This is a genomic window from Streptomyces sp. NPDC053367 (assembly GCF_044545925.1).
In the GTDB taxonomy this organism is placed as follows: Bacteria; Actinomycetota; Actinomycetes; order Streptomycetales; family Streptomycetaceae; genus Streptomyces.
On sequence record NZ_JBITYN010000001.1, the window covers coordinates 864,315 to 882,707 of the forward strand.

The window sequence follows — 18,393 nt, forward strand, 5'->3', positions numbered from 1 at the left end:
CGGCCCGAGACTCGCTCGCATGCAGACCTCGACCTCGTACGCACCGCGTGCGGCGACCGTCGCCCTGACCGCCCTCGCCCCCGCCTCCTGGGGCACCACGTACGCCGTCACCACCGAGCTGCTGCCGCCCGGGCACCCGCTGTTCGGCGCGGTGATGCGCGCCCTGCCCGCCGGGCTGCTGGCCCTCGCGCTCACCCGGACGCTGCCGCGCGGCGACTGGTGGTGGAAGGCCGCCGTGCTCGGCACCCTCAACATCGGCGCGCTGTTCCCGCTGCTGTTCGTGGCCGCGGAACGCCTGCCCGGCGGTGTCGCCGGCACCCTCGGCGCCGTCCAGCCGCTGCTGGTCGCCGGGCTGGCCATCGCGGTGCTGCACACCCGGCCGACGGCCTGGACCTGGAGCTGGGGCCTGATCGGCGTGCTGGGTGTCGGCCTCGTGGTGCTCGGTCCTGACGCCCGGCTGGACGCGGTCGGCGTGCTCGCCGGCCTCGGCGGCACCGCGGGGATGGCCACCGGCGTGGTCCTGACCCGGCGCTGGGGCCGCCCGGCCGGGGTCGGCGCGATGACCCTCGCCGGCTGGCAGCTCACCGTGGGCGGTCTGGTGCTGCTGCCCCTCACCCTCGCCGCGGAGGGCGCGCCACCGCCGATCGACACGGACGCCGTCGCCGGCTACCTCTGGCTCGGCAGCATGGGCGGGCTGATCTCGTTCACGCTCTGGTTCCGCGGCCTCGGCAGGCTCCCGGTGGCCGCCTCCGCCCCGCTGGTGCTGCTGTCCCCGCTGGTCGCGACCCTCGTCGGACTGGCCCTCGGCGAGACCCTCGGCCTGCTCCAGGTCCTCGGCTTCGTCCTCGCCCTCGCCTCCCTGCTCGCCGCGCAGTTCAACGCGCCGGGCCGGCGCGGGAGGAACCCGCACACGAAGGAGAACGCATCCCATGACGACACCCCCGACGATCGCCGTCCTCGGCGCGACCGGCATGGTCGGCAGCCGAGTGGTCACGGAGGCGACCAGCCGCGGACACCGGATCCGCGCCCTGTCCCGCAAGCCCGCCGGTGACCATCCGAACGTCACCCCGGTCCCGGTCGACGCGACGGACACGAACGCCCTCCGGGAGGCGGTGGCGGGCGCCGGCGCGGTCGTGGTGGCGGTCCGCACGAACCCCGTCGACGAGCCCTTCCTCGTAGGCACGACGGTCGCGGTCCTCGACCTGGGCCTGCCCGTCCTGGTGGTGGGCGGCGCGGGCGTCCTGCGCAGCCCGGCCGATCCGGGCCTGCTGGTCGCCGACAACCCGGCCTACGTCCCGCCCGGCATCAGGCCCGTCGCCGCGGCCGGCCTGGCCCAGCTCGCCGCCTGCCGCGCCCACCCGAACCCCGACTGGACCTACCTGGCCCCACCGGCCCTCCTGGAACCGGGCGGGCGCACGGGCGCCTACCTCCGCGGCACGGACACCCTGCTCACCGGCTCCGACGGCAGGTCGTGGATCAGCGCGGAGGACCTGGCGGTGGCGGTGGTGGACGAGCTGGAGAGGCCGGGAGGCGAGCACCTGATCACAGTGGTCCACCGCTGAGGACCGAAGAGGCCCACCCTCCAGCCCGGTCGTGACGGGCGGAGGGTGGGCAGAGGCCGGGGGTCCAGGGGGCGGAGCCCCCTGGTACCGGTACAGCAGCGTGGCTCAGCAGCCGATCAGACGCGAGGCGAGGTAGCCCTCGATCTGGTCCAGCGACACGCGCTCCTGCTTCATGGTGTCCCGCTCCCGCACGGTCACCGCGTTGTCGTCCAGCGTGTCGAAGTCGACCGTGACACAGAACGGCGTCCCGATCTCGTCCTGGCGACGGTAGCGGCGCCCGATCGCACCGGCGTCGTCGAACTCGATGTTCCAGTTCTGCCGCAGCGCCTGCGCGAGGCCCTTGGCCTTCGGCGACAGCTCCGGGTTGCGGGACAGCGGCAGGACGGCGACCTTCACCGGGGCGAGGCGGTGGTCGAGGCGCAGCACGGTGCGCTTCTCCATCTTGCCCTTGGCGTTGGGCGCCTCGTCCTCGATGTACGCGTCGAGCAGGAACGCCAGCATCGTACGGCCGACACCGGCCGCGGGCTCGATGACGTACGGCGTCCAGCGCTCGCCGGCCTCCTGGTCGTAGTAGGAGAGGTCCTGGCCGGAGGCCTTGGCGTGGGCGCCGAGGTCGTAGTCGGTGCGGTTGGCGACACCCTCCAGCTCGCCCCACTCGCTGCCGCCGAACTGGAAGCGGTACTCGATGTCGGCGGTGCGCTTGGAGTAGTGGGAGAGCTTCTCCTGCGGGTGCTCGTACCAGCGCATGTTCTCTTCACGCAGGCCCAGGCCGGTGTACCAGTTCCAGCGCTGCTCCATCCAGTACTCCTGCCACTTCTCGTCCTCGCCCGGCTTGACGAAGAACTCCATCTCCATCTGCTCGAACTCGCGGGTGCGGAAGATGAAGTTGCCGGGCGTGATCTCGTTGCGGAAGGACTTGCCCATCTGCGCGATGCCGAACGGCGGCTTGCGGCGCGAAGTGGTCTGCACCTGGGCGAAGTTGGTGAAGATGCCCTGGGCGGTCTCGGGACGCAGGTAGGCGACGGAGCCGGAGTCCTGGGTCGGGCCGAGGTGGGTGGAGAGCAGGCCGGAGAACTGCTTGGGCTCGGTGAACTGGCCCTTGGTGCCGCAGTTGGGGCAGTTGATGTCGGCCAGGCCGTTCTCGGGGGCGCGGCCCTTCTTCTCCTCGTACGCCTCCTCCAGGTGGTCCGCGCGGAACCGCTTGTGACAGGAGGTGCACTCGGTGAGGGGGTCGGTGAACGTGGCGACGTGGCCGGAGGCGACCCAGACCTCGGGGGCGAGGATCACGGAGGAGTCGATACCGACGACGTCCTCGCGCGAGGTCACCATGTAGCGCCACCACTGGCGCTTGATGTTCTCCTTGAGCTCGACACCCAGCGGCCCGTAGTCCCAGGCGGCGCGCTGACCGCCGTAGATCTCACTGCAGGGGAAAACGAAGCCACGGCGCTTGCTCAGGCTGACGATGGTGTCGATCTTGTCGGCGGCCACGGTGCTCTCTTCATTACGACGACGGGCGACGAAGCGAGGTGCTTCCAGCGAATGCTTCAGATTACCGGCGCAGGCTGCCCCTCGACCAAATCGGTCCGGCCTTCGGGCCGTTCAGCAGCTTTGTTGACAATGGTTTCCATCTTTGCTGAAAATGAGTGTCATGAACGTACGACGACCCCACATATCCCGGATCGCGATCGCGGCGGCGGCCGCCGTCGGTCTCGGGACCCTGTCCGCCTGCTCCTCCGACAGCTCGGCTGCGGGCAACACGGACAAGTTCGACGTCGTCGCGTCGTTCTACCCGATGGAGTTCCTCGCGGAGCGGATCGGCGGGGACCACGTCCATGTGACCACGCTCACCGAGCCCGGCCAGGAACCGCACGATCTGGACGTCAGCGCCCAGCAGCGCGCACAGCTGGAGGAGTCCGACGCGGCCCTCTACCTCTCCGGCCTCCAGCCCGCCGTCGACGAGGCGATGCAGCAGGCCGGCACCGCGAACAAGATCGACGCGGCGAAGCTCACCGAGCTGGAGGACCTCGGCGTCGAGGACGGCCACGACCACGGCGGCGAGGAGGAGGGCTCCGCGGAGGAGCACGCCCTCGACCCGCACGTCTGGCTCGACCCGGTCAAGTACGCGGAGATCGCCGAGGGCGTCGGCAAGGCCTTCGAGAAGGCCGACCCCGACCACGCCGCCGACTACAGGAAGAACACCGCCGCCCTGGTCGAGGAGCTCGGCGAACTGAACACCTCCTTCGCCGAGGGCCTGAAGAACACCGAGAGCAAGGTCTTCTTCACCAACCACGCCGCCTTCGGCTACCTCGCCGAGCGCTACGGCCTCACCCAGGAGGCCATCTCCGGCCTCGACCCGGAGAGCGAGCCCAGCCCCGCCCGGATCAAGGAACTCCAGGAGGAGGCCAAGGCCGACGGCGTGACCACCGTCTTCTACGAGACACTTGTCTCCGACAAGACCGCGAAGACCCTCGCCGCCGACGCCGGCCTCAGGACGGACGTCCTCGATCCGGTCGAGGGCATCTCGGACCAGTCCCGAGGCGACGACTACATCCAGGTCATGCAGGCCAACCTCCAGGCGCTCCAGAAGGCCCTGGGCAGCAAATGATCTCCACGGAGGACGCCATGAGCGAACCCGTCATATCCCTGCGGGGCGTACGCGCCGAGCTGGGTTCGCGCACCGTCCTGCGCGGCATCGACCTCACCGTGCGCCGCGGTGAGGTCGTCGCGCTGCTCGGCGCGAACGGCTCGGGCAAGTCCACCGCCGTACGCAGCGTCATCGGCCAGGTGCCGGTGTCGGCCGGCGAGATCGAGCTGTTCGGCACCCCGCGCCGCCGCTTCCGCGACTGGGCGCGCGTCGGCTACGTGCCGCAGCGCACCACCGCCGCGGGCGGCGTGCCCGCCACCGTCACCGAGGTCGTCTCCGCGGGCCGCCTGTCCCGCGCCCGCCTCGGCGTCCTGCGCAAGGCCGACCACGCGGCCGTACGCCGCGCCCTGGAGCTCGTCGGCATGGCGGACCGCGCCAAGGACTCCGTCGACGCCCTCTCCGGCGGCCAGCACCAGCGTGTGCTGATCGCCCGCGCGCTCGCCTCCGAGCCCGAGCTGCTCATCATGGACGAGCCGATGGCGGGCGTGGACCTGGCCAGCCAGGAGGTGCTGGCGCAGACCCTGCGCACCCAGGTCTCCGCGGGCGCGACGGTGCTGCTGGTGCTGCACGAGCTGGGCCCGCTGGAGCCCCTCATCGACCGGGCGGTCGTCCTGCGCGACGGCTGCGTCCTGCACGACGGCCCGCCGCCCGAGGCGGTCGGCCAGCACGCGCTGCCCGGCCACGACCACGTACACCCGCACGCGGCCCACGATGCCGAGCCGCTCCGCACAGGACTGCTGAGCTGATGGAATTCCTGAACTACGCCTTCATGCAGCGGGCCCTGATCGCCGCGGTCCTCGTCGGCATCACCGCGCCCGCGATCGGCATCTACCTCGTCCAGCGCCGCCAGGCCCTCATGGGCGACGGCATCGGCCATGTCGCCATGACCGGCGTCGGCCTCGGCTTCATGCTGTCCTGGTCCCCGGTGTGGATGGCCACCCTGGTCTCCGTCGCCGGCGCGGTCCTGATGGAGCTGATCCGCTGGTACGGCAGGACCCGCGGGGACATCGCCCTCGCCATGCTCTTCTACGGCGGCATGGCCGGCGGCGTGATGCTGATCAACCTCGCGCCCGGCGGCGCCAACGCCAACCTGCTCTCCTTCCTCTTCGGCTCCCTGTCCACGGTGTCCGAGTCGGACGTGACGGCCATCTGCGTCCTGGCCGCGTTCGTGATCCTCACCACGCTGCTGCTGCGCCGCCAGCTGTTCGCCGTCAGCCAGGACGAGGAGTTCGCGCGGGTCACCGGGCTCCCGGTGCGCGCGCTGAACCTGCTCGTCGCGGTCACGGCCGCGGTGACCGTCACGGTCGCCATGCGCGTGGTCGGCCTGCTGCTGGTCTCGGCCCTGATGGTGGTCCCGGTGGCCGCCGCGCAGCAGATCAGCCGCAGCTTCGCCGCGACCTTCGCCATCGCGGTCGCGCTGGGCGTCACGGTGACCACCGGCGGCACGGTGACCTCCTACTACCAGGACGTGCCGCCCGGAGCGACGATCGTGCTGCTCGCCATCGGCGCCTTCATCGCGCTCACCGCCCTCGCCGCCCCGCTGGCCCGCCGCAGGGCCCGGGCCGCGGCCGCCGCGGTGCCCACCGGAGACCCGGCGGAGTGCGCGATTCCGGCCAGCCGGGGCCCCGGGAAGGAAGTCGGCGTCTGACCGCCCCCGGCCGGGGCTGGCACAATGGCCCGGCAAGGCGAGACGTGAGGAGGCAACCGGTGACGACCGCTGGACCGCCCGTGAAGGGCCGCGCCACCCGGCAGCGTGCCGCGGTGGCGGCCGCCCTCGACGAGGTCGACGAGTTCCGCAGCGCGCAGGAACTGCACGACATGCTCAAGCACAAGGGCGACTCCGTCGGCCTCACCACGGTCTACCGCACCCTGCAGTCCCTCGCCGAGGCCGGCGAGGTCGACGTCCTGCGCACCTCCGACGGCGAGTCGGTCTACCGCCGCTGCTCCACCGGCGACCACCACCACCATCTCGTCTGCCGCGCCTGCGGCAAGGCCGTCGAGGTCGAGGGCCCGGCCGTCGAGACCTGGGCGGAGGCCATCGCCGCGGAACACGGCTTCGTGAACGTGGCCCACACGGTGGAGATCTTCGGCACCTGCGCGGACTGCGCGGCCAAGCCCTGAGAGACGACGAGGGGGCGCCTGGGCGCCCCCCGGCCGCTACTCCTGCCGGCCCTCCATGGCGAGCAGCTCCTCGTTCGGGACGGCCCCGCCGAACCGCCGGTCGCGGGAGGCGAACTCCAGGCAGGCCCGCCACAGATCACGCCGGTCGAAGTCCGGCCACAGCACGTCCTGGAAGACCATCTCGGCGTACGCGCTCTGCCAGAGCAGGTAGTTGGACGTGCGCTGCTCACCGCTCGGCCGCAGGAACAGGTCCACGTCCGGCATGTCCGGGTAGTACATGTACTTCTGGAGCGTCTTCTCGGTGACCTTCGCGGGGTCCAGCCGGCCCGCCCTCACGTCCTCCGCGAGCGCCTTGGCCGCGTCGGCGATCTCGGCCCGCCCGCCGTAGTTCATGCAGAAGTACAGGGTCAGCCGGTCGTTGTCCTTGGTCTGCTCCTGGGCGATCTGCAGCTCCTTGGCCACCGACTTCCACAGCTTGGGCATACGGCCGACCCAGCGCACCCGGATGCCCAGCTCGTCCAGCTGGTCCCGGGTCTTGCGGATGAAGTCGCGGTTGAAGTTCATCAGGAAGCGCACCTCGTCGGGGGACCGCTTCCAGTTCTCGGTGGAGAAGGCGTACAGGGAGATCGCGCCGACGCCCATCTCGACGGCGCCCTGCAGCACGTCGAGCACGCGCTCGGCGCCGACCTTGTGGCCCTCGGTGCGGGGCAGACCGCGCTCCTTGGCCCAGCGTCCGTTGCCGTCCATGACGATCGCGACGTGGTTCGGGACCAGCTCACCGGGGAGCTTCGGCGGCCGCGCGCCGGACGGGTGCGGCTCCGGCGTCCTGTACTCGCGGCGCTGGCGCCCCAGGAACCCGCGTACGACCATGGGTGTCTCGTCTCCCTCGTGCTGTGGCTGTGTGGTGCTGTCTGGTGCTGTGGGTGTTACTTCTCGACGTACCGCAGGGAGCGCAGCCCGCGCTCCAGGTGCCAGTGCAGATAGGCGGACACCAGCCCGCTGCCCTCCCGCACGTACCGCGGCTCGCACGCGTCGGCGGTCTCCCAGTCACCCGTGAGCAGCGCGCCGAGCAGTTCGAGCGTCTGCGGCGACGGTACGACGCTACCGGGCACCCGGCAGTCGACACACACGGAGCCGCCCGAGGCCACGGAGAAGAACCGGTTGGGGCCGGGCATCCCGCACTTCGCGCAGTCACCGAAGCTGGGCGCGTAGCCGTTGACGGCGAGGGAGCGCAACAGGAAGGCGTCGAGCACCAGGTGGGGGGCGTGCTCACCGCGCGCGAGCGTGCGCAGGGCCCCGACCAGCAGCAGATACTGCTGCACGGCCGGCTCCCCCTCGTGATCGGTGAACCGCTCGGCGGTCTCCAGCATGGCCGTGCCGGCGGTGTAGCGGGCGTAGTCGGTGACGATCCCGCCGCCGTACGGCGCGATGGTCTCGCTCTGTGTGCACAGCGGCAGCCCCCGCCCCACCAGCTCACTGCCGCGCGCGAAGAACTGCACGTCGACGTGCGAGAACGGCTCCAGCCGGGCCCCGAACTTCGACTTGGTCCGCCGCACCCCGCGCGCCACGGCCCGCACCCGCCCGTGCCCCCGCGTGAGCAGCGTGATGATCCGGTCCGCCTCACCCAGCTTCTGGGTGCGCAGCACAATGCCGTCATCGCGGAACAGACTCATGCCGCCCATTCTCCCGCACCGGAACCCGCCCGGTCCCCGCTACGGCGAGACCGGCGTCACAGGTGCCCCGGCCCGGTCACCCGCCGAAGCGCTCCACGTACCGCCGCTGCCAGGGCGTCTCCACGGCCCGGCGGTCGTAATGGGCGCGCACGTAGGCCACGGCCTCCTCGGCCGGGACGCCGTCCAGGACGGCGAGGCAGGCCAGGGCCGTCCCGGTGCGGCCGCGGCCGCCGCCGCAGGCGAGTTCCACGCGCTCGGCGGCGGCCCGCCGCCACGCCTCGGCCAGCACCGTGCGGGCGGCCTCGCGGTCGGCCGGGAGCCGGAAGTCGGGCCAGCGCAGCCAGCGGCTCTCCCAGGGGACGGCCGGCGGCCTGCGGCCCAGCAGGTACACGCCGTACGCCGGCGGGGGCGCGTCGGCGTCCAGCGGCCGGCGCAGCCCCCTGCCCCGCACGAGCCGCCCCGACGGCAGGCGCAGCACCCCCGGTGCGCCCGCCTCCCACACCTCCGCCATCAGGTCCCTCCCACCGTCCCCGGGGTCACCAGCCCCGACTCGTAGGCCACGATCACCAGTTGCGCCCGGTCCCGTGCCCCCAGTTTGCCCATGATGCGGCTGACATGGGTCTTCGCGGTGAGCGGGCTGAGGCCGAGGGCCTCGCCGATCTCGGTGTTGTTCAGGCCGCGCGCGACCAGGGTGAGCACCTCGCGCTCGCGCTCCGACAGGCACTCCGGTCCGGCGCTTTCGGCCGGCGCCGTGACGGGGCTGCGCAGGAAGCGGGCGATGAGCCGGGAGGTCGGCCCGGGCGACAGCAGGGCCTCGCCGCCGGCCACGGTGCGGATCGCGTCGAGGAGTTCGGCGGGGCGGGTGTCCTTGACGAGGAAGCCGGAGGCCCCGGCGCGCAGCGCCTCGACGATGTGCTCGTCGGTGTCGTACGTGGTGAGCACCAGCACCTTCACCCCGGCGAGGTCCTCGTCGGCGGCGATCAGCCGGGTCGCCTCGATGCCGTCGAGGTCGGGCATGCGGATGTCCATCACCACCACGTCGGCGCGCTCCCCGCGGGCCAGTTCGACGGCCTCGCGGCCGGTGCCGGCCTCGCCGACGACGGCCATGTCCTTGGCGGACTCGACGAGCATCGCGAACGCGGCCCGTACGAGGGTCTGGTCGTCGGCGAGCAGGACGCGGATGGTCACGGGGTTCCTCCCAGGGGCAGTACGGCGCTGACCTCGAAGCCCTGGCCGGGCAGCGGACCCGCGTCCAGGGTGCCGCCGACGCTGCGGGCCCGCTCGCGCATGCCGACGAGCCCGAACCCGGGGGTGCCGCCGCCGGAGCCGGCCCCGTCGTCGGTGACGGTGACCCGCAGGGCGTCCGGCCCGGTGTGCACCCCGACGCGGATGCCGAGGTCGTCCCGGCCGCCGTGGCGTACGGCGTTGGTGAGGGCCTCCTGCACGATCCGGTAGGCGGCGGCGCCGACGGCGGGCGGCACGTCCCCGGCCATGACGGACAGGTCGACCTTGGCGCCGGCGGCCCGCGCGGCCTCGGCGAGGCCGTCCAGGGCGTGCAGGTCGGGCAGCGGGCCGCGGGCGTCGGCCGTGCCGTGCTCGCGCAGCACCTCCAGGGTGGTGCGCAGTTCGCCGCGCGCGGAGCGGCAGGTCTCGGCGATGTCGTCGAGGGCCTTGGCGACGGTCGCCCGGTCCAGCCGGTCGGGGTCGGCGTTCAGGACGTGCGCGGCGACCGAGGTCTGCACGCCGATCAGGGTGATGCTGTGCGCGAGCAGGTCGTGCAGGTCGCGGGCGATGCGCAGGCGTTCCTCGGCGACCCGGCGGCGGGCCTCCTCCTCGCGGGTGCGTTCGGCGCGCTCGGCGCGCTCGACGATGGCGGCGACGTACTGGCGGTAGTAGCGGACGTTCAGGCCGGCGAAGACCACGGCGATCACCCAGCCGAAGATCCGCAGCAGCTCCGCGGCCTGGTGCTTGTTGACGAACACCATGATGCTCATCGCCACGGTCAGGGCCGTGCCGCTGGTGAGCAGCGTGTAGAGGGGCCGGCAGGTGACGGCGACGGTGTACAGCGCGACGTAGGACGCCGGGACGGGCGCGGTGTGGTTGTAGTCGAGGGCGTGGTAGGGCAGCAGCGTCCCGATGACCGCGGCCAGCACGAGCAGCGGATGGCTGCGCCGCCACAGGTTGGGCAGCTGCCCGGCGATCAGCAGGGTCCAGCCGAGCGCGTCGGGGCGCCGGGCCGGGTCGGTGACCAGGGCGACGACGACCGCGTGGGCGGTGGTGGCGAGGACGAGCAGGAGGTCGTTGCGGCGGGCGTGCGGGGCGGTCCGCGGGTCGCGGTTGATCACCGCCATGATCCGCTCACCGGCGCGGGGCTTGGGGGCTGCTTCGGGCACGGCCTCATCTTCCGTGAGGAAGGCGCCCCTCCGGCAGGCAGGGGCGCCTTTGCGGGTTCAGACGCGTTCGGGCTCCCGGGCCACCGGCTCGGGCCGCGGCACCCGGGACATCCGGCCGGGCCACCACACCGTGCGGCCGAGGGCGACGCTCGCGCTGGTGACCAGATAGGTGCGCACGAGGAAGGTGTCGAGCAGCACGCCGACGGCGATGACGAAGCCGAGTTCGACGAGCTGGACGAGGCCCATGTTCATCAGCACGGCGAAGGTCGCGGCGAGGACCAGGCCCGCGGAGGCGATGACCCCTCCGGTGGTGCGCAGCGCGGTGAGCGCGGCCGCGGCGGGTTCGGCGCCGCCGAGGGACTCCTCGCGCATGCGGTGCATGAGGAAGATGCCGTAGTCGACGCCCAGGGCGACGAGGAACACGAAGGACAGCAGCCCGAGCCCGGGGTCGGTGCCCTCGAAGCCGAGCAGCGGCCCGAACACCAGCCCGCCGATGCCGAGGGCCGCGCCCCACACGGCGACCACGGCGGCCACCAGCATCAGCGGGGCGACCAGGGAGCGCAGCAGGGCGATGAGGATGAGCAGGACGGAGACGAGGACGATCGGGACGACGACCTTCTGGTCGCGGGCGCTGGCGTCCTTCAGGTCGAGCTGCTGGGCGCTGGGCCCGCCGACGTAGGAGCCGTCGAGCTTCTCGCGCAGGGCCTCGATGGTGCGGGTCTCGGCGGGCGTCTGGGGCGGCGCGGAGGCGGTGACGGACACCTCGGTCCAGCCGTTTCCGGTACGGCCGAGGCGGGCGCTGTCGACGCCTTCGGTGGTGCGCGCCGCGGCGAGGGTGGCGGCGGCGCGGTCGGCGGGGGTCATGACGGTGATGGGCTGGCTGGACCTCTCGGGGTAGGCCTCGGCGAGGGCCAGCATGGCGGTGACGGACTCCGGCCGGTCGACGAAGGAGTCCTCCTGCTTGAGCGTGCCCGGCAGGTTGAGGGCGCCGAGGGCGAGCGCGCCGAGCGCGACGGCGCCGGAGACGAGGACCGCGACGGGGCGGCGTCCGGCGGAGCCGCCCATCGCGGCGAACAGCGAGCGGCGGGCCTTGGGGGTGCTGCCGAAGGCGGGCACGAGCGGCCAGAACACGCGCCGGCCGAGCAGGACCAGGATCGCGGGCAGCAGGCTCAGCATCGCGACGAGGGCGCACAGCACGCCGACGGTGCCGAGGGGGCCCATGCCGCGGTTGGAGTTCAGGTCGGCGGCGAGCAGGCACAGCAGGCCCGCGGCGACGGTGCCGGAGGAGGCGAGCACGGCGGGGCCGCAGCCGCGCAGCGCGGCCAGCATGGCGTCGTAGGGGCGCTCGATGCGGCGCAGTTCCTCGCGGTAGCGGGAGACCAGGAGCAGGGCGTAGTCGGTGCCGGCGCCGAAGACGAGGATGGTCATGATGCCGGAGCTCGCGCCGGACACGGCGGTGCCGAACGTCTGGTTGACGCCGTAGGCGACGGCCATGGACAGGTAGTCGGCGACGCCGGCGACGACGAGCGGCAGCAGCCACAGCACGGGGCTGCGGTAGATGAGGATCAGCAGCAGGGCCACGACACCGGCGGTGGTGTAGAGCAGGGGTCCGCCGAGGGAGTTGTAGACCTCCGCGGAGTCGGTGAGCAGCGCGCCGGGGCCGCCGACGTCGACGGTCAGGCCGTCCCCGCCGTGGACGGTGTCGCGGACGTCGTTGACGAACGCGTCGCGCAGGTCCTCGTCGTCCCCGGGTTCGTTGCTGCCGACCGGGTACATCAGCGTCGCGCCGTCCTTGGAAGGCACGCCCTGCGGGGTGGCGGTCAGCGCGTGTTCGCCGTCGATCGCCGCGACCTGCCGGTCGGCCGTGCGCCGGTCGGCCTCGGTGAGGCCGCCGTCGCGGTGGTAGACGAGGACGAGCTGGGTGGTCTCGCCGCCCGGCAGTTGCTCCTGCAGCTCGGCCACCTGCGTGGAGTCGGCGCTCGCGGGCAGGTAGTCGGTGACGCGGTCACGCTGTACGTCCGCGAGCTTCGCGGCGAACGGCGACGCGACGGCCAGCACGCCGACCCACAGCGCGAGCACCAGCCAGGGCACGGCTCTGCGCCGCGCCTGCGTCCGTGTCTTTGCGGCCCCCATGGATCGGGCCTCCCTCCGGCAAGGTTGTCTGGATGTGCCTCCAGACTCCCGTCCGGGAACCGGCGATTCGTCGGGCGCGGGGCCGAGCCGAGGGGTACTGCGAGGGGTGGCGCGGGGGCGGGACTACTCCTCGGGGAGTAACCCCGGGCGCTCAGGACGGCGTACCCGCGGCCGTCAGCAGCCGGGTCACCTCGTCCGCCGCGAGGGTCAGGGCGGACCCCACCGTCGCGAGGACCTCACGCTCGGCCGGTGTGTAGGGCCCGTCCGCGAGGGCGATCCGCGCGCCCTGCAGCAGGATCGCCTCCCGTCCGGCCGGGGCGAGGTGCGGGGCGAGCGGGTCCAGTGCCTCGTGCAGTTCTATCGCGAGGCCGGGTCCGCACGGGGCCCCGTACACCCGTCCGGTGTCCGCCTCCAGCGCCTCGACCAGCGCGTTGAGCTGGTCCTCCGTGCAGTCGTCGAACCCGGCCCGGCGCACCGCGCCGGCCGCCGCGGTCAGGGCGAGCCGCGCCCGGGGTCCGCTCCCGGCGGCCAGCACCGCGAGGGCGACGGTGTGCACGGCATCCCGGAGCATCGCCGAGAAACGGCTGGTGGTGGGGTGGTCGAGGACGTCCGTGCCGTAGCGGCGCCCGCAGTCGGCGCACTCCACGGCCGGCCCGGTCTCGCCGCGCCGCAGCACGGGGACGCCCAGCAGGGTGAAACGGCGGCGTCCGGTGAGCCGCTGGTAGTTGCGGTCGCCGCCGCAGCCGGGGCAGAAGAACTGCCCGTCGCCGACGGCGGTCCACGCGATGCGGGTGCCCAGGATGCGGGCAGCCTTGTCGGCTCGGCCGTCTCGTCCCCGTCCAGGCAGCACGTCGCACCTCCGTCACCCCGCGGCAACATCGCCGCGCTGGCGTGATGTTAGCCACATCACGCGGGCCTAGTCAGCACCCCGGACGAGACCTTTCCGTGACCTCGGAGATCATTTGGCCGGTATACGACGGTGCCCCGCCCGCCGTGCGTACGGCGGACGGGGCCCACGGCTCCGGGTGGGAGGGGTCAGCGGGCCGCGCGGTTCACGGCGGAGACGACCGCCTTCAGCGAGGCGCGGGTGGTGTTGGCGTCGATGCCGATGCCCCACAGGACCTTGTCGTCGATGGCGCACTCGATGTACGAGGCGGCCTGCGCGGAGGCGCCCTCGCTCATCGTGTGCTCCTGGTAGTCCAGCAGGCGGGCGTCGACGCCGATGCCCTGCAGCGCGTGGAAGAAGGCGGAGATCGGACCGTTGCCGGTGCCGACCAGCGTGACCTCCCTGCCGTCGACCTCGGCCTCCACGGTCAGCGTGTCCACGCCGTCCTTGTCGGTGGTGGACTGGCCGGCCTTCAGCTGGATGCGGCCCCACGGGTTGTCCGGGTTCGGCAGGTACTCGTCCTGGAAGACGGCCCAGATGTCCTTCGGCGTGACCTCGCCGCCCTCGGCGTCGGTCTTGGCCTGGATCAGCCTGGAGAACTCGATCTGCATGCGGCGCGGCAGGTCCAGCTTGTGGTCGTTCTTCAGGACGTACGCGACACCGCCCTTGCCGGACTGCGAGTTGACGCGGATGACGGCCTCGTAGGAGCGGCCGACGTCCTTGGGGTCGATCGGCAGGTACGGGACGGCCCACTCGATGTCGTCAACGGTGACGCCCTTGGCGGCGGCCTCGGCCTCCATGGCGTCGAAGCCCTTCTTGATGGCGTCCTGGTGGGAGCCGGAGAAGGACGTGTAGACCAGGTCGCCCACGTACGGGTGGCGCGGGTGGACCTCCATCTGGTTGCAGTACTCCCACGTGCGACGGATCTCGTCGATGTCGGAGAAGTCGATCTGCGGGTCGACGCCCTGGGAGAAGAGGTTCATGCCCAGGGTGACCAGGTCGACGTTGCCGGTGCGCTCGCCCTGGCCGAACAGGCAGCCCTCGACGCGGTCGGCGCCGGCCATCAGCGCCAGCTCGGCGGCGGCGACGGCGGTCCCGCGGTCGTTGTGCGGGTGGACGGACAGGCAGACGTACTCGCGGCGGGACAGGTTGCGGTGCATCCACTCGAACCGGTCCGCGTGCGTGGACGGCGTCGAACGCTCCACGGTGGCGGGCAGGTTGAGGATGATCTCGCGGCCCGGGCCGGGCTGGTAGACGTCCATGACCGCCTCGCAGACCTCCAGCGCGAAGTCCAGCTCGGTGTCGGTGAAGATCTCCGGCGAGTACTGGTAGCCGAACTCCGTCTCCGGGCCCAGCAGCTTCTCGGCGTACTCCATCACCAGGCGGGTGCCGTCGACGGCGATCTGCTTGATGTCGTCCTTGGAGCCGCGGAAGACGACCCGGCGGAAGACCGGGGCGGTGGCGTTGTACAGGTGGACGGTGGCCCGCCTGGCGCCCTTCAGGGACTCCACGGTCCGCTCGATCAGGTCCTCACGGGCCTGGGTCAGTACGGAGATGGTGACGTCGTCCGGGACGGCGCCCGGCTCCTCGATGATCGACCGTACGAAGTCGAAGTCGGTCTGGCCGGAGGCGGGGAAGCCGACCTCGATCTCCTTGTAGCCCATCTTGACCAGCTGGTCGAACATCCGGCGCTTGCGCTCGGGCGACATCGGGTCGATCAGGGCCTGGTTGCCGTCGCGCAGGTCCGTGGACAGCCAGCGGGGGGCGGCGGTGATCCGCTGGTTCGGCCAGGTGCGGTCGGGGATGTCGACCTGCTCGTAGCGGCCGTACTTGTGGATCGGCATGGAGGTGGGCTGCTGGCGGTTCGCCATGATGCGTAAGGCTCCTCAGGATGTCCGGAAGGACGGCCGACGACGCAACGCCAAGCTCCGCGGGGAGGGAGTCGACCTGGACTACAGGCCCTCGCCGCGGCAGCTAAGGAGAAGCAGCCCGAAACGCATGATGCGCAGCATGCTAGCCGAGCGCTTCCGCATGCGGCCTTTCCGTTTCAGTATGCGGGACCGCGGCATCCCGGGGGCGGCGGGAACCGCGCGATGAACCACACAAAACCGGCAGTATCTACCACATCATGACCACACACGGTGACCGGACCCTCACAATTCACCAATCATGGTGGCAGGTAGTGACAGAGCGGTAGCACGGTGCGATGGTCCCGGCATGACGTCCGTCTTCTGCACCATCGTTCCGCCCCATGTCCTCGACAGACTCGCCCGGGCGGACGACCCCGCACTCTCCGGCCCCGCCCGCCGCACCCTCCAGCGTGACGCCTTCGAGCGCACCCAGCGCCGCCTGACCACGGTGATCGGCGCACCCGCCGCCGCCCCGCCCGCGGGAGCCGAGCCCGGCAGACCGCACCGCACGATCTACGACGCCCGGCACCGGACCGCCCTGCCCGGCAGGAAGGTCCGCGCCGAGGGCGAGGAGCCCGGCAGGGACGCCACCGTCAACCGCGCGTACGCCGGGCTGGGGGCGACGTACGAACTGTTCCTCGGCGCCTTCGGGCGCGACTCGATCGACGGCTCGGGCCTCCCGCTGAACGCGACCGTCCACTACGAGGAGGACTACAACAACGCCTTCTGGAACGGCGAGCAGATGGTGTTCGGCGACGGGGACGGCGAGATCTTCCTCGACTTCACGATCCCCATCGACGTCATCGGCCACGAACTCGCCCACGGCGTCACCCAGTACACGGCGAACCTGGCCTACTTCGGCCAGTCCGGCGCGCTCAACGAGTCGCTGTCGGACGTCTTCGGCTCGCTGATCAAGCAGCACACCCTCGGCCAGACCGCCGCCGAGGCCGACTGGCTGATCGGCGCGGGCCTGCTCGCGCCGCGCGTCACGGGCACGGCCCTGCGCTCGATGAAGGAGCCGGGCACGGCGTACGACGACGACGTCCTCGGCAAGGACCCGCAGCCCGCGACGATGGAGGACTACGTCCACACCGGCCGCGACAACGGCGGCGTGCACATCAACTCCGGCATCCCCAACCACGCCTTCTACCTCGCCGCGACCGCCCTCGGCGGCCACGCCTGGGAGCGGGCGGGACGCATCTGGTACGACGTGCTGACCGGCGGCGAGCTCCACGAGGACGCCCTGTTCACGGACTTCGCCACGCTCACCGTGAAGGCGGCCCGGGCCCGCTACGGCACGGGCGACGAACTCACCGCCGTCACCAAGGCCTGGGAACAGGTCGGCGTGCGCACGCTGTAGTTCCGTACTAGACAGGGACCCATGCGGATTCAGGTGAGGCGCACGGGAGGTTTCGCGGGCATCGAGCGGCACGCCGAGGTGGACACCTCGGGCCGCTCCGACGCCCAGGACTGGCAGGCCCTGGCCGAGCGCGCGCTCGCGTCCGGCCGGGGCGCGCCCCCGGCCGGGGTGCCGGACGGGTTCAGCTACGAGATCACGGTCGACGGCAGGACGGTGTACTGCGCGGACCCACGGCTGACCGACGACCAGCGCACGCTGATCACGAGGGTGCTCAAGGAGGGCGCGTAACGCCCTTCTGCCGCCTGCCCGTTGACTTCCGTTACCGCCGGTACGGATGATCCGGCGCATGGCGACCAACGCGATACCCCAGTTCCCGCCCGGCTTCCTGTGGGGCGTGTCGACCTCGGCCCACCAGATCGAGGGCGCGGCGAACGAGCGCGAGCCGTCGGTCTGGGACGTCTTCACGGCCGAGCCGGGCCGGATCAAGGACGGCTCCACGGCGGCGGTGGCCTGCGACCACGTCCACCGCCACCGTGAGGACGTGGCCCTGCTGGCGGACCTGGGCGTGGACGCGTACCGCTTCTCGGTCTCCTGGCCGCGAGTGCTCACCGAGGGCGGCCTGGACTTCTACGACCGTCTGGTGGACGACCTGTGCGCTGCGGGCGTCCGCCCGGTGCCGACCCTCTTCCACTGGGACCTCCCCGCGTCCCTGGACTGGCTGGAGCGTGACACGGCCGCGCGGTTCGCCGATTACGTGTCGGTGGTGGCCGGGCGCCTCGGCGACCGCGTGCGGAAGTGGATCACCCTCAACGAGCCCGCCGAACACACCCTGCTGGGCCACGCCCTCGGCATCCACGCCCCCGGCAGACAGCTCCTCTTCGACGCCCTCCCCGTCGCCCACCACCAGCTCCTCGCCCACGGCCTCGCCGTCCGGGCCCTGCGCGCGGCCGGCGCGACGGACATCGGCATCGCCAACTCCCACGGCCCGACCTGGCCGGCCTCGCGGGAACAGGCCGACGTGGAGGCGGCCGACTTCTACGACCTGCTGCTGAACCGGCTGTTCGCCGACCCGCTGCTGCTGGGCGCGTACCCGGACGGCGTCGGCGAGTTGATGCCGGGGGACGTGGCGGCCGACCTGAAGGTCATCGCCGAGCCCCTCGACTGGTACGGCGTCAACTACTACGCCCCCACCGAGGTCGGCGCCCCCCAGGGCACGGAGATCGACTTCGGCGGTGTCCGCATGCCCGCCGAACTCCCCTTCTCGGTCCGGCAGATCGACGGCGTACCGCTCACGGACTTCGGCTGGCCGGTGGTCCCGCAGGGCCTGACGGAGCTGCTGACGGACTTCCGGGACCGCTACGGCGACCGCCTCCCGCCCGTCGTCATCACCGAGAACGGCTGCTCCTACGACGGCCTCGACGACCAGGACCGCATCGCCTACCTGGACGGCCACATCCGCGCCCTGCACCGCGCGATCGAGGCGGGCGTGGACGTACGCGGCTACTTCGTGTGGTCGCTGCTGGACAACTTCGAGTGGGCGGAGGGCTATGCGCGGCGGTTCGGCCTGGTGCACGTGGACTTCGAAACCCGGCAGAGGACTCCGAAGGCGTCGTACGCCTGGTTCAGGAACCTGTTGATGTCGCTGAAGCACTGACTCACAACGCCACGACCGGGCTGCGCCTGCTGGGCGTGGTCGGCCTCCAGGGCATGA

At 72.1% G+C, this 18,393-nt stretch carries 18 protein-coding genes; 9 read left to right on the forward strand and 9 right to left on the reverse strand.

The genetic code is table 11. The annotated features are described in order from the left end of the window. The first annotated feature begins 19 nt into the window (after positions 1–19). Both ACIGXJ_RS04000 and ACIGXJ_RS04005 read left to right on the forward strand, forming a co-directional pair. On the forward strand, positions 20–1,051 hold the full coding sequence (locus ACIGXJ_RS04000) for an EamA family transporter (RefSeq protein WP_399641328.1): 1,032 nt from the start codon (positions 20–22) through the stop codon (positions 1,049–1,051). Beyond that, on the forward strand, positions 972–1,562 hold the full coding sequence (locus ACIGXJ_RS04005; protein ID WP_399642135.1) for an NAD(P)-dependent oxidoreductase: 591 nt from the start codon (positions 972–974) through the stop codon (positions 1,560–1,562). Before ACIGXJ_RS04000 ends, ACIGXJ_RS04005 begins: the two co-directional genes overlap by 80 nt. A 105-nt stretch (positions 1,563–1,667) precedes the next feature. Here the strand turns inward: ACIGXJ_RS04005 and ACIGXJ_RS04010 are convergent, their stop codons facing one another. Continuing rightward, a complete protein-coding gene (locus tag ACIGXJ_RS04010; protein WP_399641331.1) occupies positions 1,668–3,050 on the reverse strand; it encodes a glycine--tRNA ligase in 1,383 nt (460 codons plus the stop codon). Positions 3,051–3,210: 160 nt separating this feature from the next. On the opposite strand from ACIGXJ_RS04010, the gene ACIGXJ_RS04015 reads away from it, so the two are divergent. Genes ACIGXJ_RS04015 through ACIGXJ_RS04030 form a run of 4 tightly spaced genes read left to right on the forward strand, consistent with a single transcriptional unit; the run spans position 3,211 to position 6,327 of the window. Further along, complete coding sequence (locus ACIGXJ_RS04015; protein ID WP_399641334.1) at positions 3,211–4,167, forward strand: metal ABC transporter substrate-binding protein; 957 nt, start codon at positions 3,211–3,213, stop codon at positions 4,165–4,167. A 17-nt stretch (positions 4,168–4,184) separates the two neighbouring features. After that, positions 4,185–4,952 carry a metal ABC transporter ATP-binding protein gene (locus ACIGXJ_RS04020; protein ID WP_399641337.1) on the forward strand — a complete coding sequence of 256 codons (768 nt, stop codon included), beginning with the start codon at positions 4,185–4,187 and terminating at the stop codon, positions 4,950–4,952. Further along, complete coding sequence (locus ACIGXJ_RS04025) at positions 4,952–5,854, forward strand: metal ABC transporter permease (protein WP_399641339.1); 903 nt, start codon at positions 4,952–4,954, stop codon at positions 5,852–5,854. Before ACIGXJ_RS04020 ends, ACIGXJ_RS04025 begins: the two co-directional genes overlap by 1 nt. Positions 5,855–5,913: 59 nt before the next feature. Beyond that, the gene (locus ACIGXJ_RS04030; protein ID WP_399641341.1) at positions 5,914–6,327 is read left to right on the forward strand and encodes a Fur family transcriptional regulator; all 414 of its coding nucleotides are present in this window, start codon (positions 5,914–5,916) and stop codon (positions 6,325–6,327) included. A 36-nt stretch (positions 6,328–6,363) separates the two neighbouring features. Here ACIGXJ_RS04030 and ACIGXJ_RS04035 read toward each other — a convergent pair whose 3' ends face one another. From ACIGXJ_RS04035 to leuA, 8 genes are all read right to left on the reverse strand, one after another. Then, positions 6,364–7,197, reverse strand: a complete 834-nt coding sequence (locus ACIGXJ_RS04035) for an isoprenyl transferase (RefSeq protein WP_399641344.1) — start codon at positions 7,195–7,197, stop codon at positions 6,364–6,366. A 56-nt stretch (positions 7,198–7,253) separates the two neighbouring features. Then, a complete protein-coding gene (gene recO / locus ACIGXJ_RS04040; protein WP_196462843.1) occupies positions 7,254–8,000 on the reverse strand; it encodes a DNA repair protein RecO in 747 nt (248 codons plus the stop codon). A gap of 76 nt (positions 8,001–8,076) precedes the next feature. Next, complete coding sequence (locus tag ACIGXJ_RS04045; RefSeq protein WP_399641348.1) at positions 8,077–8,511, reverse strand: protein phosphatase; 435 nt, start codon at positions 8,509–8,511, stop codon at positions 8,077–8,079. Continuing rightward, positions 8,511–9,188 (reverse strand): response regulator, encoded by a 678-nt coding sequence (locus ACIGXJ_RS04050; RefSeq protein ID WP_399641351.1) that lies wholly within the window; start codon positions 9,186–9,188, stop codon positions 8,511–8,513. Before ACIGXJ_RS04050 ends, ACIGXJ_RS04045 begins: the two co-directional genes overlap by 1 nt. Next, positions 9,185–10,351 carry a histidine kinase gene (locus ACIGXJ_RS04055; RefSeq protein ID WP_399642136.1) on the reverse strand — a complete coding sequence of 389 codons (1,167 nt, stop codon included), beginning with the start codon at positions 10,349–10,351 and terminating at the stop codon, positions 9,185–9,187. Before ACIGXJ_RS04055 ends, ACIGXJ_RS04050 begins: the two co-directional genes overlap by 4 nt. 99 nt (positions 10,352–10,450) lie before the next feature. Continuing rightward, a complete protein-coding gene (locus ACIGXJ_RS04060) occupies positions 10,451–12,526 on the reverse strand; it encodes an MMPL family transporter (protein WP_399641354.1) in 2,076 nt (691 codons plus the stop codon). A gap of 151 nt (positions 12,527–12,677) precedes the next feature. Then, complete coding sequence (locus ACIGXJ_RS04065) at positions 12,678–13,376, reverse strand: TerB family tellurite resistance protein (RefSeq protein WP_399641357.1); 699 nt, start codon at positions 13,374–13,376, stop codon at positions 12,678–12,680. Positions 13,377–13,561: 185 nt separating this feature from the next. Beyond that, positions 13,562–15,283 (reverse strand): 2-isopropylmalate synthase, encoded by a 1,722-nt coding sequence (leuA, locus tag ACIGXJ_RS04070; protein WP_399641360.1) that lies wholly within the window; start codon positions 15,281–15,283, stop codon positions 13,562–13,564. A gap of 298 nt (positions 15,284–15,581) precedes the next feature. Between leuA and ACIGXJ_RS04075 the strand changes: the two genes are divergently transcribed. From ACIGXJ_RS04075 to ACIGXJ_RS04085, 3 genes are read left to right on the forward strand one after another with little or no spacing between them, the layout of a single operon-like run. Next, the gene (locus tag ACIGXJ_RS04075; RefSeq protein WP_399641362.1) at positions 15,582–16,682 is read left to right on the forward strand and encodes a M4 family metallopeptidase; all 1,101 of its coding nucleotides are present in this window, start codon (positions 15,582–15,584) and stop codon (positions 16,680–16,682) included. A 21-nt stretch (positions 16,683–16,703) separates the two neighbouring features. Continuing rightward, positions 16,704–16,970 carry a protealysin inhibitor emfourin gene (locus ACIGXJ_RS04080; RefSeq protein ID WP_399641364.1) on the forward strand — a complete coding sequence of 89 codons (267 nt, stop codon included), beginning with the start codon at positions 16,704–16,706 and terminating at the stop codon, positions 16,968–16,970. A gap of 46 nt (positions 16,971–17,016) precedes the next feature. Next, positions 17,017–18,336, forward strand: coding sequence for a GH1 family beta-glucosidase (locus tag ACIGXJ_RS04085; protein ID WP_399641365.1), 1,320 nt, complete (start codon positions 17,017–17,019; stop codon positions 18,334–18,336). Positions 18,337–18,393 lie beyond the last annotated feature (57 nt).

What these genes read in the sequence shown, in the direction of transcription:
- ACIGXJ_RS04045 (WP_399641348.1), bottom strand. Translation starts at nt 8,511, where the DNA reads ATGGCGGAGGTGTGGGAGGCGGGCGCACCGGGGGTGCTGCGCCTGCCG.
- recO (WP_196462843.1), bottom strand. Translation starts at nt 8,000, where the DNA reads ATGAGTCTGTTCCGCGATGACGGCATTGTGCTGCGCACCCAGAAGCTG.
- ACIGXJ_RS04075 (WP_399641362.1), top strand. Translation starts at nt 15,582, where the DNA reads ATGGTGGCAGGTAGTGACAGAGCGGTAGCACGGTGCGATGGTCCCGGC.
- ACIGXJ_RS04015 (WP_399641334.1), top strand. Translation starts at nt 3,211, where the DNA reads ATGAACGTACGACGACCCCACATATCCCGGATCGCGATCGCGGCGGCG.
- ACIGXJ_RS04085 (WP_399641365.1), top strand. Translation starts at nt 17,017, where the DNA reads ATGATCCGGCGCATGGCGACCAACGCGATACCCCAGTTCCCGCCCGGC.
- ACIGXJ_RS04020 (WP_399641337.1), top strand. Translation starts at nt 4,185, where the DNA reads ATGAGCGAACCCGTCATATCCCTGCGGGGCGTACGCGCCGAGCTGGGT.
- ACIGXJ_RS04080 (WP_399641364.1), top strand. Translation starts at nt 16,704, where the DNA reads ATGCGGATTCAGGTGAGGCGCACGGGAGGTTTCGCGGGCATCGAGCGG.
- ACIGXJ_RS04000 (WP_399641328.1), top strand. Translation starts at nt 20, where the DNA reads ATGCAGACCTCGACCTCGTACGCACCGCGTGCGGCGACCGTCGCCCTG.
- leuA (WP_399641360.1), bottom strand. Translation starts at nt 15,283, where the DNA reads ATGGCGAACCGCCAGCAGCCCACCTCCATGCCGATCCACAAGTACGGC.
- ACIGXJ_RS04005 (WP_399642135.1), top strand. Translation starts at nt 972, where the DNA reads ATGGTCGGCAGCCGAGTGGTCACGGAGGCGACCAGCCGCGGACACCGG.
- ACIGXJ_RS04035 (WP_399641344.1), bottom strand. Translation starts at nt 7,197, where the DNA reads ATGGTCGTACGCGGGTTCCTGGGGCGCCAGCGCCGCGAGTACAGGACG.
- ACIGXJ_RS04060 (WP_399641354.1), bottom strand. Translation starts at nt 12,526, where the DNA reads ATGGGGGCCGCAAAGACACGGACGCAGGCGCGGCGCAGAGCCGTGCCC.
- ACIGXJ_RS04055 (WP_399642136.1), bottom strand. Translation starts at nt 10,351, where the DNA reads ATGGCGGTGATCAACCGCGACCCGCGGACCGCCCCGCACGCCCGCCGC.
- ACIGXJ_RS04025 (WP_399641339.1), top strand. Translation starts at nt 4,952, where the DNA reads ATGGAATTCCTGAACTACGCCTTCATGCAGCGGGCCCTGATCGCCGCG.